We start from the raw sequence: 13,970 nt of genomic DNA on the forward strand, positions 1-13,970 counted from the left end.
TTTCTGCTTTACTTAGTGGGCTCTAAACTAAGTCATTCTGACTTAAGTTTTCTTAACCTGAAGCTTGCCCTCGTGGTCTGGTATGCCGTTAGCCGGTGAAATGCAGCATCAGTACCATGGAGGTTGGTTATGCGTTTTTTTAAATATGCTGTAGTAGGGTTGCTGTTTTGTAGTTTTTTGGTAGAGGCCACTTTAGTACGTGGTGGTGGTCGTGGCTCAGAAACCGCCACCAGCCCGCAAAGTTATGGTTTGCATGATAACAGCTATTTTATTGACAGCTATCTGCTGGCCGGCGCCCCGGCCATTAACCGGGTTAGTTTTACCAGCGGCGATTTGCCACTGCTGGCGGTGCCGCGGGACTGCTGGCTGATATTGCCTTTTGATTCTTTTCCACCACCGGAATATTGGCAGGAAGACCCGTGCTATTATCAGTTTGAACTGGGCGAACAGCTGGATTTTGAAAGCGCATTGATTTGGGATTTTCCGGCAGCTTTTGCTGCGGAATTTAGCTGGACCTTACGCCAGGGCGAGCAAAGCTGGGTATTTTCCGGTTTACGCGGAAATGACTTTAACCCTGCTGCCGTTATGCCAGCTGACTTGCTACCCGGTGAATACTGGCTGACTTTTAACAGTACCTTTTATTCCGGCCCGGACAGTGATTTTTACTATCGCAATGATCGCGATGAATGTTATCCGGTGTTTCTGGATGACGGTGATGAAAATTGCTATTACTACACTGGCAACCGCTCTGACGTGCTGAGCTTTAGCTCGCCTTCTGAACAGGTATTTATTCTGGAACAACGGGCGGTGCAGGTGTCAGGGCCGGCAACAATAAGCTTATTTATCGGTTTGCTGTGGTTTTGCCGCCATCGATTCCTGTTCCGTTCGCGCCAGCGCTAACTGGCGTTGCTCGCTAAGTGCTGTTTCTAACTGCTGGCGCAGTGGCGCCAGCTGCTCTGCCGGAATACTCTGGAAAATAGGATCATTAAAAGTCCACCATTCACGCCAGCCAAAGGCCATAGCTTGTTGCAGTTGTAGCACTGCCAGTTCGTTATTGCCCTGCAAAGCCGCCAGCCGCGCCGCCAGATGATTAATATAACTATCTCTTAGCTCGCCTTGCATGGCGTCATCTAATTGTTGCTGGCATTGCGCCAGTAGCTTATCAGCTTGCTGAGTTTGGTCTTGTTGTTGCAAAGCCCAGGCTATCTCAATAGCCGGGCTGCACATTGGCATAGCAAATAGCTCGTCCTCAGTAAAAAAAGGGTAGCTTTTTATCAGTAAGTTAATTGCAACATGCTGCTCAGCAACTAACATTTGGTACCAGGCTGTCCAAAAAATTAGCCAGTAGTCATTTGGTTGGGCTGCCATACGAAAATCCATTTCACTGAACAAAGCTTGATAATTTCCCTGGCGTAGCAAGTTGTTGGGATCTTCGTGCAGCTCAGGATGGTCAGCTGCCAAATTGAGAGTTAACAGTAAAGATTGGTAATTTTGCTTATAAAAAAGGTTATCTGGTGATAACTGCCAAGCCTGCTGCCAGTGATGCAAACTGTCGGCCAATTGGCCATGATGAAAAGCATTTAACGCCAGGCCGGCATAACCCATTGGTGACGTCGGAAAGTCCTGCACTAACTGATTAAAACTACTTAGTGCCTCAGCAAACTGGCCGCGGATCGCCTGTTCATAGCCACGGTTATACAGTACCGCCACCGACACCGGATCCAGCTGATAAGCCCGCTCCAGAGACATTACGGCCTGCCCATAGTGGCCCAAACGTTTAAGTGTCAGGTATTGCCACATGTGGGCAATGGCCAGATTAGGATTAAGCTGTATTGCTAGATCAAAGTTGCTAAGAGCCTGTTCCTCCTGTTGCAACATATCAAATAATCTACCTCTGACAGCATAAGCTTCAGCCAGTTGTGGTGCCCGATTGAGTGCTTTTTCCAAATATTGCTGACCAAGTGAAGTGGCTATGTCGGTTTTAAGGATGCCGAATTCTTTGCCGCTATCCGCCATCAACAATAGCGTATCCGCCAGGCCAACATAGGCCTGGGCGTATTCCGGGTCCTGGCCTATGGCTTGTTCAAACAACTTACGGGCCTGCTGCATGCCCTCGCTGGTTTGCAGCCGGTATTGCTCACGGGCTTTTAAGTAACTTAAATAGGCATCGGCGCTTTGGGTACTGGCATTGGCCGAGAGATCCTGTAAGGCACTGCCGGGCGCTAGACTGGCCTGCAGCGCATTGACTACCGAGCGGGCCACTTCGGTTTCCAGTGCAAATATATCGGTTAACTCACGCTGTAACTGTTGACTCCATAAAGTTTGGCCGCTCTGGCCATCGAGCAAATTCAGCCGGATCTGCAGTTGCTGGCCCTCGCGGCTGATGCTGCCGGTAAGTAAGGTAGCAACCTGCAGCCGGCGGGCAATGTCGGGCAGGCTTAATTGCTGGCGGCTGAGTATCTGACCCGAGCTGGCAGATGCCACCGTTAGCCCCGGGGTGCGGCCAAGCTGACTGCTGATTTCTTCAGCCAGGCTGCTGGCTAATAATACCAGCTCAGTCGTATCCTGATCCTGGCTGAGCTGGGTAAAGGGCAATACGGCAATAGAATTGGCAGCCAGTATATTAACGGGTTCGGGCTCAGTTGCCGGCCGGCTTGCCAGGTAATACTGATAACCGAGCAGGGCACAGCCGATGCTTAGCAGCAGTATGATGCTCAGTTGTTTGTAGCCAAAAGGGGCTGGCACGCTGCCATCGGCGTTGGCGATAGCCTGCAGCTGGCCATGTTGATACTGATAAAACCAGGCCAGATACAGCAGCAGTGGCACTGCGGCAAACAGACTAATGGCAATAATATTGCCCACATAGGGCGGCAGGTTTAACAGTTGGCTAACCACCGCCACCACCTGCAAAATCAGCCAGACCATGGCCAGATAAGGCAGTATGGTGTTCAGTACCTTACGGCGAAGCAGTTGCTGGTAAAACTGACCTGGGCGAAGCAAGGCGAGCATCCCTGTTGGCTAAGCGAATGCTAAGCTTAGCCCAGGATTGGCCAGTGTGCTGAGCGCCGTTGGCTGTGGTATGGTTAGCAGCGGTTAGGGGCGAAATAAACGAAAGAGAGGGTCCATGTTAAAGCGTGTATCATTATGGTTAGCATTAAGTACCGTGTTATCGGGGCTGGCAACGGCGGCAGACTATAGCGAATTTACCGTGCCGGGCCTGGCCAAGGGCCAGATAACCCATGGCGATATAGCACCCCTTATTCACTATTATCAGCAGCAAGACTGGCTTGAAGTCACAGAGCTGGGCCGCTCGGTCGAACAACGGCCAATATACTTAATTAAAATTGGCCAGGGTGAGCGTAAAGTGCTGGCCTGGTCGCAAATGCATGGCGATGAACCCACCGCCACCGCGGCGCTGTTTGATTTACTGGCAGTGCTGCAGGCACAACAGCAAACTGATAGTACTCAAGCCTCCCCGGCCTGGCTGGATAACATCAGCCTGTATTTAATTCCGATGCTTAACCCGGATGGTGCTGAGCGCAACAGTCGCTTTAATGCTTTGGGTATTGACGTTAACCGCGATGCTTTAGCGCTGCAAACGCCGGAAGGCCAGCTGTTAATGCAGGCAGCCAAGCAAATAAAGCCGCATTACGGCTTTAACCTGCATGATCAGAACCGCTACCACGGCGCAGGAGATAGTAAAAAGCCGGCAACTATCTCTTTGCTGGCACCGGCCTATAACGAGGCGCGCGAGATAAACCCCAGCCGCCATGCGGCCATGCAGTTAATCAGTGCGGTAAAACCCATGCTGGATAAGGCCTTGCCGCAGCAGCTGGGCCGCTATGATGACGAATATTCTATCCGCTCTTTTGGCGATACCTTCTCGGCGATGGGCATCAGCACAGTATTGGTGGAGTCCGGCGGCCAGTATAATGACCGCTTCCGCCAGCAGGCCCGCCAGTTAAATCTGCAATTGTATTTAAGCTGGTTGGCGATGATTAGCAACGGCAGCTATCGCGATTATGATTTAAGCGGTTACAACAGCATTCCAATGAACAACAGCAACGGCATGAAAGATCTGATTATCAGTGATGTGACGCTGCAACGGGCCGATGGCAGTGGTCCGCTGGCTAAGGTAGACCTGGCATTTACCGCCGGCGGCAATGGCCGGGGCCCGGTGGTGTTAAATGAAATTGGCGATGCCAGTATTTACGGTGGGTACCACAGCCTGGACGCCAGTGGCATGGTATATAGCGCTGGTAAGGCGTATCCACTTACCGGGCCGCTTAATTTAAGCGCTGAGCGCTATGTGCAGCTGTTGGCCGAGGGTTACAGCCATTTTAGTGGTGAGGCCAGACTACTAACCAATAACTCTGGCTTGCCGGTGGCGATAAACCCGCGCGGTGTGAATACGCTATGGCCGCAGCGGCAGCTCAGCACCACCTTTTTGCTGACGCTAGAGGGCGCTGTGCAATGGGCCGTGATCAATGGCCGGCTGATCCGGCTGGCCGATGCCAGCCTGGTTGATGCCTATAGCGGTAACTGACAGCTGGCACGTAATTCAGGCTTTGTTGCCATTAAGTCGCTGCTGCCAGGCCAGTAAGGTCGCAAGTTGCTTGCGCACATTGGCCTGAATTTTGTCGTCGGTTAAATTGCCGTCGGTATCAAAAGCGCCGCTAAAGGCATTGGCAAACACCTCAGGCTGATTCAGCGGATGCAAATTTAAATAGACACAAACCTGGCGCAAATGGTATTGGGCGCGGCTGGAGCCCATGCCGGCGGCAGAGCCCATAATCGCTACCGGTTTGCCGCTGAGCAGATGGTTGTCGGGTTCACGTGAGGCCCAGTCCAGTGCGTTTTTTAAGGCGGGTGCCAGCGAGTAATTATATTCCGGGCAGGCCAGCAGTAAGGCGTCGGCGTGTGCCAGTTGTTGGCACAGGGTGTCAACGGCCGGCGGTTTGGCCCCGAGATCGGCGTTGTAAAATGGTACGTCTAATAAATCGGCCAGGTGAATTTTCATGCCGTCGGGGCTATTGGCCATGGCGTAACGCAGCAGTCCCCGGTTGGTGGATTTGGCCCGCAAGCTACCGCAAATGGCCAGCACATTGATACTCATTTTGACTCCTGATGTCTAAAACAGTTTGTAGAGTGTAGTTCATTGGTAGGTTTTTTCGTGCGGAAGTTCAGCGCCGGTAAAGTTGGCAGCCGCAAAATGGCCGCTATACTGTCACCATTTATCGGGTTAAAAGCCGTTTCAGGAGCCTGTTATGCGTTACCCATTAAGCCTGCTTGGCTGCAGCGTATTATGTTTAGTTGTGCTGGCCGGCTGTCAGCCGGATCAAAGCCGCCCGGCGTTAAACGAACAGATCCCGCAATTGCCGGCGGCTCCTGCCGACACCAGCCAGAATGCGCTGGACTGGCCAGGCCGTTATCAGGGGGTGATCCCTTGTGCCGATTGCCCTGGCATTAAAATGACCCTGCAACTGGAAGCCAACCAGCAGTACAGCTTGTCGCGCTATTACCAGGAGCGGGCAGATGAACCCGAGTTGACCGAGGGCCAGTTTCGCTGGAGCAGTGACGGGCGCATCATTCAGTTGGATGATGCGGATAACAGCCGCTTGCTGGTGGGGGAAAATCGACTGTTACTGCTGGACTCACAGGGCGAACGGATCGGGGGTGAGCTGGCCGGGCAATACTGGTTAGCCAAACAAGCAGACGAAGACCCGCAGCCCTCAGGTGAGCTACTGAGCCTTAACGGCAAGTGGCAACTGACCGAATTGCTGCAAAAAACCGTTGACGTTGATAACAAGGTATTTTTGCAATTTGATGCTGAGGGGCGGGTTAGTGGCTATACCGGCTGTAATAACCTGACTGGTGGCTATCAGCTGCAAGGCCCCCGGCTAAGTTTTAGTCCGCTGGCCACCACCCGTAAGGCCTGTTTGCAAGATACCATAGAGCCGCAACTGCTGGATGTGCTGAGCAAGGTTGATAATATCAGCATTGCCGGTGACGAGCTAAGCCTGAACCGGGCCAGGATGGCGCCATTGGCCCGGTTTAAGCGGCTGGCTGACGCCAGCGAACATTAAAGCCAGCGCCAACGCGCCATTAACGGTACAGTAAATACGGCTGGCGCTGTGCGGCAAATGCCTTAAGCGCCGGTTGCCAGCTGGCGCGAATTTGCTGCTCGGTTAAGCCTTGCTCAATTTGCTGGCGCAAGCTGGCAGTACCGGCCAGCTTATCCATAAACTGCGGGGAGTTAAAAAAAGTGGCCTGCTGCGCGGCAAACAGCTGATACCAGTTAATGACATAGCTTAAGTCTAAGCCGCCGGCGCTAACCTGGCGTAAATCCTGGCCCTGGCTGGGGGTGTCTTTCAGCGGCGGGTTTAGAGCGGCGCCGGGGGTTGCTACCGGGGTAAAGTTGAAATCGCCCAGGCTGAACTTATCATAGCCAATAACCTGAAATGGCATCGGCGTGCCGCGGCCGACACTGAGTGGCGTGGCTTCAAAAAAGCCCAGTGACGGGTACAGCGCTATGGCCTGATCATTGGGTAAATTCGGGCTGGGCGGCACTGGCAGGCTGTAGGTCATAGCGCGCTGATAATGGGCAACCGGGATCACCGTCAGCGCCAGTTGTTCGGCCTGAGTTATCCAGCGCTCGCCTTTAATCATTAATGCCAGCTCGCCCACTGTCATGCCGTGCAGCAGCGGAATAGGGTGCATACCAACAAACGACTGATAGGCTAAATCAAGTAGCGGCCCATCCAGATAGCGGCCGTTTGGATTGGGCCGGTCCAGTACCAGCATCGCTACATTATGCTCAGCCGCGGCCTGCATCAGGTAGTGCATGGAACTGATGTAAGTGTAATAGCGCACCCCGACATCCTGAATATCGAAGATCACCAGATCCACAGCCTGCATTTGGGCGGCGCTGGGGGCTTTACTGGGGCCATACAGCGATAACAGCGGGATGCCGGTTTTACTGTCGACGCCGGAGCTGACACTGGCACCGGCGTCGTGATCGCCCCGAAAGCCGTGTTCCGGCGCGAAAATGCTGACAATATTCACCTGATGGGCCAGCAAGACATCGACCAGGTGCTGCTCGCCGACCCTTGAGGTTTGATTAACCAGCAGGCCAACCCTTTTGCCTTGCAGCAGCGGCAGGTACTCAGCCAGGCGCTCGGCCCCCGGAGTGATGGGGGCGGCTGCAGGCTCAGCCTGGGTTGGCAAGTTTGCGACACCACAACCGGCCAGCCACAGCAGGGCCAGTATACTGAGCCAACGGATCATTTGGCCGCCTGCAGCGCTTTAGTCACAAAACCCTGGCTGGCGGCCAGTGCCTGTTGACAGTGTGGCAGATCCTGGCCGGTCAGGATCAGCAAAATAGCCAGTTTGGCACTCATATTGGCTTGTTGCAGCGCGGCATTGGCGGTGACGCTGTCGCAATCGGTGGCTTGCATCACAATTCTGACGGCCCGGGCCTGCAGCTTTTGATTACTGGCATGTAAATCGACCATCAGATTCTGATACACCTTGCCAGTAAGTACCATGGCGGCGGTACTTAACATATTCAGCAGCATTTTCTGGGCGGTACCGGCTTTCATCCGGGTAGAGCCGGTCAGTACTTCCGGGCCCACTTCAGCACAAATCGCGATATCGGCGGCGGCCAGAATGGGGCCGCTGGCATTGCAGCTAATGGCCACGGTGGTGGCACCGAGTTTACGGCCATAGGCCAGTGCGCCAAGCACATAAGGCGTGCGGCCGCTGGCAGCGATGCCCACCAGAATGTCATTGCGGCCAAAGTTAATGGCGGTTAATTCTTCTACTGCCAGCTCGGGGCTGTCTTCTGCACCTTCTACCGCGTGCTGGATTGCATGGCTGCCCCCGGCAATCAGCCCCACCACCTGATTAGCCGGCACGCTGAAGGTCGGCGGGCATTCGGCGGCATCTAAAATACCCAGGCGGCCGCTGGTGCCGGCACCCAGATAAATTAACCGGCCGCCCAGACTAAAGGCACTTACAATAGCGTCTACTGCCTGGGCTACCGCCGGCAAGCTTGGGGTGATTGCCGCGGCAACCGCATGATCAGCCTGATTAATCAGGCTGACAATGGCCAGACTGTCCAGTTGGTCCAGCCTGGTTGACGCCGGGTTGCGGGCCTCGGTATTCATATTGGCCAGTTGTTGCAGTAATTCGGTTTGGCTCATCAGACGTTCACTCAGGTTAGGTTAACGGGGTTTAGCTGGGCCAGCTGGCGTGCCGCCAGGATCAGGGCGCCATCCAGGGCGTCGCCTTTGGCTTGCTGTAACAGCGAGCTGATATCAGCGCTGAGCAACGATTGGCAGCTACTGGCCAGGCCGCCCAGCAGTACCACCGGCAGTGGCCGCTGGCCGCGGCAACAGTGAATAAGCTCGGCAATCGCATCGGCTTGTTGTTGCAGCAACTGCTGGGCCAGCGGGCAAGCGTGATGCTGAAACACTAATGGCGCCAGCGCGGCAAAATCTGCTACTGTGGCCTGCTTTAACCAGGGTAGCACCCTGTTAGCGTTGTCACCACAGTGCTGAGCCAGTGCCAGGGTCAGGGGGCTGTTCAGGCCACTATCGCTGTCCAGTTGCCATAATAACTGGCGTACCGCCAACTTACCCAGCCAGGCTCCGCCACCTTCATCGCCAATGTTAAAACCCCAGCCGCCGGTTTGTTGCTCGCTGCCATCATCCAGTAAGCGCATGGCTACCGAGCCGGTGCCCAGCGCCACCATCACTACGGGTTGGCCACTATTGGCGCCGTACAAGGAGGTGCGCGCATCGGTGGTCAGTTGCCAGGCGGCAAAGTTCAGCGCCAGTTGCTGGCTAAACTCGCGGTGCAGTTGCGGGTTGCCGGCACCGGCCAGACCAATACAGGCAACCACCTGGCTAGGACTTATCCCGGCTTGCTGACAGAGCTGTAAGCTTAATTGCCGGACATTGCAAAGTGCCTGCTCCAGATTATTAGACAATTGGGCCGGACCGCCGGCAGCCTGCCATAGCTGGTTACTGCCAGGCTGTTTCAGCCTGGCGAGGGTTTTGCTACCGCCGCCGTCTATGGCCAGTAAATACATGTTAGTTCTCCACTCGGGTTATTACTGCTGCGCCGGGTTGGGCTTTGCCGCTCAGGCACACTAACCAGGCGACCAGGGTGCCGATACATAACTGCCAGCTAAAGCCCAGATCCCAGCTGGCCAGGGTGGGGCTGATAAGCGTCAGTAAATAAGGTTGCATCAGCAGTGTCACCGTAAATCCTGCTATCAATGCCGCTGTTACGCTACGGCTATTGCCACGTTGGCTAAACAGCGCGGTAAAAAATACGCCCAGCAAGCCGCTGTATGAAAATACCATCACGCTCAGAGCAAAGGCCAATAACGGCATGGCCGAGTATTGCTGCCAGTAAAAGCACAGGACCGCCATCAGCGATAGCGTCAGTGCGGTTAACAGCATGGCGTACTGGCCAGCCCGCACATAGTGGCGCTCGCCGGTTGCCGGCTGCCGGCGCTGGCGCCAGGGCTGGTAAATATCGGCTACCAGCACTGACGCCATCGAATTTAAACCCGAGGTAATGGTTGATAAGGCGGCGGCTATCACCCCCACCACCACCAGGCCGCGTAAGCCTGATGGTAATTCATTTAAGACATAATACATAAAGACGGTAATTTGTTCACCGGCAAAGCTGCCACTGTACTGGCCGCTGTGACTAAAGACATCGGGCCGCTGATAATAGATATATAACAATAAGCCAATGACAATAAACAGCAGCATCACCGGGATCACCATTAACGCCGATGATAACAAGGCTTTGGCACCGCCGGCGGCTGTTTTACAGGTTAATACCCGTTGAGTCATATCCTGATCCAGGCCGAAAGCGGCGATATTCAGCAGCACAAAACCTGTCAGCGCCGACCAGATAGTAAATACGCCGCTGCTGCTAAAATCGGGCCTGAAATCAAACAATAATAATTTAGAGCTGCCATCGGCCAGCGGTGCAGCCAGCACCTGATACAGGCTGGCCAGGTCTAACTGTAAACTGCTGTATAAATAACCCAGCACCACCAGCGCGGCGGTAACATACACCGCGCATTGCAGTGCATCGGTATAAATAACCGAGCGAATACCCCCGGCCATGGTACACGCCAGGCCGACAATGGCCAGTAAGCCGATGGCCAGGATGACACTGGCCGGCTCAATATTGTTAAATAACAACATGGCAACGGCCAGCGCCGCCATATACAAGCGGGCGCCGCTGGCAAAAGCCCGGCCAAATAAATACATTTTGCCGGCATGGTTTTTGGCTGTCGCATCGAAACGGCTTTCCAGCAGTTCGTACACGGTAGTCACTTTCAGCTGGTAATAACGCGGAATAAGCCATTTTATCACCAGCAAGGTTGCAATGATGGCGCCAATATTGGTGGCCAGATAGCTAAGATTGCCGCGAAACCCCATATCGGGGCCGCCAAGAAAGGTGGCCGCAGATTGCGAGGTGGCCAGCACCGAAATCGCCACCAGTAGCGGCGGCATGTTATTGCCACCCAGAAAGTAATCGCTGCTGTTGTTGGCCCGGCGCCGGTTTACCCAAATAGCCAGCGTGGCTAATAGCAGAAAATAACCGAAAAATATTATCCAGTCTAATAGGGTGAGTTGCATAGCAGGCTTCCTGCGGGCTCATGTTTGCGGTTAATTGTTAGGTAGCAAGCGGCCACTACTGGCGGTTGCCTGTTTTTTTTGTTTTACTGCAAGCCGTTTCTGAACAAATCTTACCTTAACATAAGTGGAGTAGACAGTGTGTCGGATCAGCAAAATTGGTGGCAACGGTTGCGGTGGGCGGGGATGCTGCTGCCAGGGGTATTGGCCATGAGCGGCCCGGTGTTAGCCGTGGAAGAGCCGAGCATCAGTCAGATGCTGGGGCAAAAGCTGATGCTCGACTTGCGTTATTACTGCGATGAGGCGGTAGCGGCTGGCCGCTGTCGGACGCCGCTGACCAGTTTACCGCCACAGTTAGCCAGCCTGATTAGCGAACATAATATTGGTGGGGTAATTTTATTTGCTGAAAATCTGCAGGATAGCGCGCAAATCATCAGGCTGAACCGCCAGTTGCAACAGGCGGCGGCCAGCTCGGCGTTAGCGCAGCCGTTGTTTATCAGTATTGACCAGGAAGGCGGTCGGGTGGCTCGTTTGCCGCGCCAGCTGGGCACCTCGTTTAGCGGCAATATGGCCATTGGTGCCACTTACCCGTTACACGGTAGCCATTTTGCGCAAGCAGTAGGCGGCATTTTGGCCGATGAGCTGCTGGCGCTGGGGATTAACGTTAACTTTGCGCCAACGGTGGATGTTAATGTTAACCCGCAGAACCCGGTGATTAATGTGCGGGCTTTTTCCGAGGATCCGGGCGTAGTCGCTACGCTCGGTAGTGCCATGACAGACGCTATGCAGCAGCGCGGGGTAATCGCCGCTTTAAAACATTTTCCCGGCCATGGCGATACGCATATCGACAGCCATTTAGGCTTACCGCGGGTAGAGCATAGCCGCCAGCAGATTGATCAGGTCGATTTACTGCCTTTTGCTGAGATCATCCGCAGCAGCAATCCCGGGATGATTATGACAGCCCATATTCAGTATCCGGCGCTGGACAGCAGTACTTTTAGTGGTAAAGACGGCCAGCAAATGTTGAAACCGGCCACCTTATCACGGGCCATTTTGCATGATTTACTGCGCCAGCAACTGGCCTACAACGGCGTTATTGTTACCGATGCGCTGGATATGGCGGGTATTAGTCATTTCTTCAGCCCGCACGAGGCGGTAATTGCAACCTTTGCGGCGGGTGCCGATATTGCGCTGATGCCGGTTAAACTGCAAAACCCGGCCGAGCTGGCCGATTTAGCGGCCCTGCTAAGCGCACTGGAACAGGCGGTGGCCAGTGGTCAGCTGGATAGGGCGGAGTTACAGGCGTCCTACCAGCGGATTATTGCCCTGAAACAGCAGTACCCGCTGTTGCCAGCTGGCAGCGCTGCCGGGCAACTGGCCAAGGCCGCTAAGATACTGGGTAGCCCAATGCATCGGCAGGTTGAACTGGCACTGGCTCAGGCGGCGATTACCCAGATAGCGCTAAACAGCAAGCCACAGCCCAAACCGCTAACCCTGGCCGCAGGCAATAAAATCGTTTTATTAATGCCTGATAGTAATAAAGCCGCCGCGCTGCGCCTGGCATTACAACAACAAAGCCCGCAGCCGCTTAATATCGTTAATCTGAGCTTGCTGCAGGACGACTTAAGTGAGGCCAGTAAGCTGTTGGCGCAAGCCGACGTGGTAGTTAGTGGCTTTATTACGCCAATGCCATCCTTAGCCGAAATTGGTGGCATGGATGATATTGCAGCGATGGGACCGCTGGCGGCGCGTTACCAGCGCCAGCAACAGGACTTTCTGAATTTACTCAGCCAGCTGCGCCAGCAACAAACACCCCATGTTTATATCAGCCTGCGGGCGCCCTATGATGCTGCCATTTATGGTCAGTACGCCGATCTGGTGCTGGCCAGTTATGCCTATAACAGTGACGATAACGCCATAGCCGCCGGCGACCCCGGCGCGACCTATACTGCCCTGGCCAGAGTATTGCTGGGCCAGACCAGCGCCAGCGGCAGCCTGCCGGTAACGGTTTTACCGGCAGCGGCCTTGCAGCCATCTTCAGTGGCTGAAGCTGCTCGCTGATGCTGAGCTGGCTGTGGCGTCACTGCGATACTATTCTGGCGGCATTGCCGCCACAGCGCTTACTGGCGCTGGATGTGTTACGTGGCCTGACCATTACTGCCATGATCCTGGTAAACAACCCGGGTAGCTGGAGTCATGTCTATGGCCCGCTACGCCATGCACAGTGGCACGGCTGGACGATAACCGATCTGATTTTCCCGTTTTTTATTGTGATCGTTGGCATGTCGCTGCAACTGAGCCTGCAGCGGCAAGAGCAGCTGTCACAGGCGCTGGTAATTCGCCAGGCGGTATTCCGCAGTGCCAGACTGTTTGGGCTGGGGCTGTTTCTGGCGCTGTTTTACTACAACTTTGCCGACCCTGCATACAGTTATCTCGAGCAAAAGCTGTTAACCGTGCGTTGGTTGGGCGTGCTGCAACGGCTTGCGCTGGTGTATTTTGCTACCGTCCTTATTGTGTTGTATTGCGGCAGCCGCGGCCGGATTGCCTGGTTAATCGGGCTATGCGCGGTATACCTGGCGGCTATGTTGTACGCACCCTATCAGGATAGCTATGGCAATCAGTTCCGCGGCCTGTGGCTGTTTGGCAACAGCTTTGCGGCCTGGCTCGATCATAATGTGCTGGGAGCCAGTCACGTTTATTACCGTAACGCCACGCCTTTTGCCTTCGACCCCGAAGGCTTATGGTCCAGCTTACCGGCGGTGGCCAGTTGTTTAAGCGGGGTGTTGCTGATGCAATGGCTGCAAAGTGGCCGTAACCTGGCCCAGAAAATTCGCGGTTTATTGTTCGTGGGGCTGATAGCGGTATGGCTGGCAGAACTATGGCATTTTAGTTTACCGATTAATAAAAGTCTGTGGACGCCCAGTTTCGTGTTGCTGAGCAGCGGTTACTGCGCTATCGCCATGGCGGCCTGTGTCTGGTTGTGTGATGTTAAACGCTGGCGGCGTTGGAGTGCACCTTTTCTGGTATTTGGCGCCAACGCTATTTTATTTTTTATGCTGGCAGGGGTGGCAGCCAGGATACTGGTGATGATCCCGGTCGGCGATACGGTATTAAAAAGCTGGTTGTTCAACCGGCTGTTGCAACCGTTGTTGGGCAACCTGAATGGCTCACTGGCCTTTGCGCTGGTTTTTTTGCTGTTATCGTATCTGCTGATGCACTGGTGTTACCGCAAAGGGCATATTTTCAAAGTGTAGTGAGTTGGCCCCTGGTGGCATTTGCAATTTGGCCTGCCTGCAGTAAGCT

The 13,970-nt window shown here is 54.4% G+C and carries 11 protein-coding genes; 5 read left to right on the forward strand and 6 right to left on the reverse strand.

All coding sequences use genetic code 11. The features are described 5' to 3' along the window. Positions 1-129 precede the first annotated feature (129 nt). Positions 130-900 (forward strand): hypothetical protein, encoded by a 771-nt coding sequence (locus WG68_RS12805; RefSeq protein ID WP_046558093.1) that lies wholly within the window; start codon positions 130-132, stop codon positions 898-900. Here WG68_RS12805 and WG68_RS12810 read toward each other — a convergent pair. Further along, a complete protein-coding gene (locus WG68_RS12810; protein ID WP_152663098.1) occupies positions 838-3,000 on the reverse strand; it encodes a tetratricopeptide repeat protein in 2,163 nt (720 codons plus the stop codon). The genes WG68_RS12805 and WG68_RS12810 overlap by 63 nt on opposite strands. Positions 3,001-3,124: 124 nt before the next feature. Here WG68_RS12810 and WG68_RS12815 point away from each other — a divergent pair, with 124 nt between their 5' ends. Further along, positions 3,125-4,546, forward strand: a complete 1,422-nt coding sequence (locus WG68_RS12815; protein ID WP_046558094.1) for a M14 family zinc carboxypeptidase — start codon at positions 3,125-3,127, stop codon at positions 4,544-4,546. A 15-nt stretch (positions 4,547-4,561) separates the two neighbouring features. Here WG68_RS12815 and WG68_RS12820 read toward each other — a convergent pair whose 3' ends face one another. Beyond that, positions 4,562-5,116, reverse strand: a complete 555-nt coding sequence (locus WG68_RS12820; protein WP_046558095.1) for an NADPH-dependent FMN reductase — start codon at positions 5,114-5,116, stop codon at positions 4,562-4,564. Between the two features lie 151 nt (positions 5,117-5,267). Between WG68_RS12820 and WG68_RS12825 the strand changes: the two genes are divergently transcribed. Then, complete coding sequence (locus WG68_RS12825; RefSeq protein WP_046558096.1) at positions 5,268-6,086, forward strand: META domain-containing protein; 819 nt, start codon at positions 5,268-5,270, stop codon at positions 6,084-6,086. Positions 6,087-6,105: 19 nt separating this feature from the next. Here WG68_RS12825 and WG68_RS12830 read toward each other — a convergent pair whose 3' ends face one another. The 4 genes from WG68_RS12830 to WG68_RS12845 are packed head-to-tail and all read right to left on the reverse strand — an operon-like array spanning position 6,106 to position 10,670. Continuing rightward, entirely contained in the window at positions 6,106-7,287 is a 1,182-nt protein-coding gene (locus tag WG68_RS12830; RefSeq protein ID WP_162836468.1) for an exo-beta-N-acetylmuramidase NamZ family protein, read from the reverse strand. Next, positions 7,284-8,204, reverse strand: a complete 921-nt coding sequence (gene murQ, locus WG68_RS12835) for an N-acetylmuramic acid 6-phosphate etherase (RefSeq protein WP_046558097.1) — start codon at positions 8,202-8,204, stop codon at positions 7,284-7,286. Before murQ ends, WG68_RS12830 begins: the two co-directional genes overlap by 4 nt. Before the next feature lie 11 nt (positions 8,205-8,215). Then, positions 8,216-9,094, reverse strand: coding sequence for a BadF/BadG/BcrA/BcrD ATPase family protein (locus tag WG68_RS12840; RefSeq protein ID WP_046558098.1), 879 nt, complete (start codon positions 9,092-9,094; stop codon positions 8,216-8,218). A 1-nt stretch (position 9,095) separates the two neighbouring features. Further along, the gene (locus WG68_RS12845; protein WP_046558099.1) at positions 9,096-10,670 is read right to left on the reverse strand and encodes a sodium:solute symporter; all 1,575 of its coding nucleotides are present in this window, start codon (positions 10,668-10,670) and stop codon (positions 9,096-9,098) included. A 138-nt stretch (positions 10,671-10,808) separates the two neighbouring features. Here WG68_RS12845 and WG68_RS12850 point away from each other — a divergent pair, with 138 nt between their 5' ends. Continuing rightward, a complete protein-coding gene (locus WG68_RS12850; protein ID WP_235357734.1) occupies positions 10,809-12,728 on the forward strand; it encodes a glycoside hydrolase family 3 N-terminal domain-containing protein in 1,920 nt (639 codons plus the stop codon). Beyond that, positions 12,728-13,921: an acyltransferase family protein gene (locus WG68_RS12855; RefSeq protein ID WP_046558101.1), complete on the forward strand. Its 1,194-nt coding sequence runs from the start codon at positions 12,728-12,730 to the stop codon at positions 13,919-13,921. Before WG68_RS12850 ends, WG68_RS12855 begins: the two co-directional genes overlap by 1 nt. The last annotated feature ends 49 nt before the right edge of the window (positions 13,922-13,970 follow it).

Source organism: Arsukibacterium ikkense, from assembly GCF_000987775.1.
Classification (GTDB): domain Bacteria; phylum Pseudomonadota; class Gammaproteobacteria; order Enterobacterales; family Alteromonadaceae; genus Alishewanella; species Alishewanella ikkense.

What these genes read in the sequence shown, in the direction of transcription:
- WG68_RS12805 (WP_046558093.1), top strand. Translation starts at nt 130, where the DNA reads ATGCGTTTTTTTAAATATGCTGTAGTAGGGTTGCTGTTTTGTAGTTTT.
- WG68_RS12815 (WP_046558094.1), top strand. Translation starts at nt 3,125, where the DNA reads ATGTTAAAGCGTGTATCATTATGGTTAGCATTAAGTACCGTGTTATCG.
- WG68_RS12820 (WP_046558095.1), bottom strand. Translation starts at nt 5,116, where the DNA reads ATGAGTATCAATGTGCTGGCCATTTGCGGTAGCTTGCGGGCCAAATCC.
- WG68_RS12825 (WP_046558096.1), top strand. Translation starts at nt 5,268, where the DNA reads ATGCGTTACCCATTAAGCCTGCTTGGCTGCAGCGTATTATGTTTAGTT.
- WG68_RS12830 (WP_162836468.1), bottom strand. Translation starts at nt 7,287, where the DNA reads ATGATCCGTTGGCTCAGTATACTGGCCCTGCTGTGGCTGGCCGGTTGT.
- murQ (WP_046558097.1), bottom strand. Translation starts at nt 8,204, where the DNA reads ATGAGCCAAACCGAATTACTGCAACAACTGGCCAATATGAATACCGAG.
- WG68_RS12840 (WP_046558098.1), bottom strand. Translation starts at nt 9,094, where the DNA reads ATGTATTTACTGGCCATAGACGGCGGCGGTAGCAAAACCCTCGCCAGG.
- WG68_RS12845 (WP_046558099.1), bottom strand. Translation starts at nt 10,670, where the DNA reads ATGCAACTCACCCTATTAGACTGGATAATATTTTTCGGTTATTTTCTG.
- WG68_RS12855 (WP_046558101.1), top strand. Translation starts at nt 12,728, where the DNA reads ATGCTGAGCTGGCTGTGGCGTCACTGCGATACTATTCTGGCGGCATTG.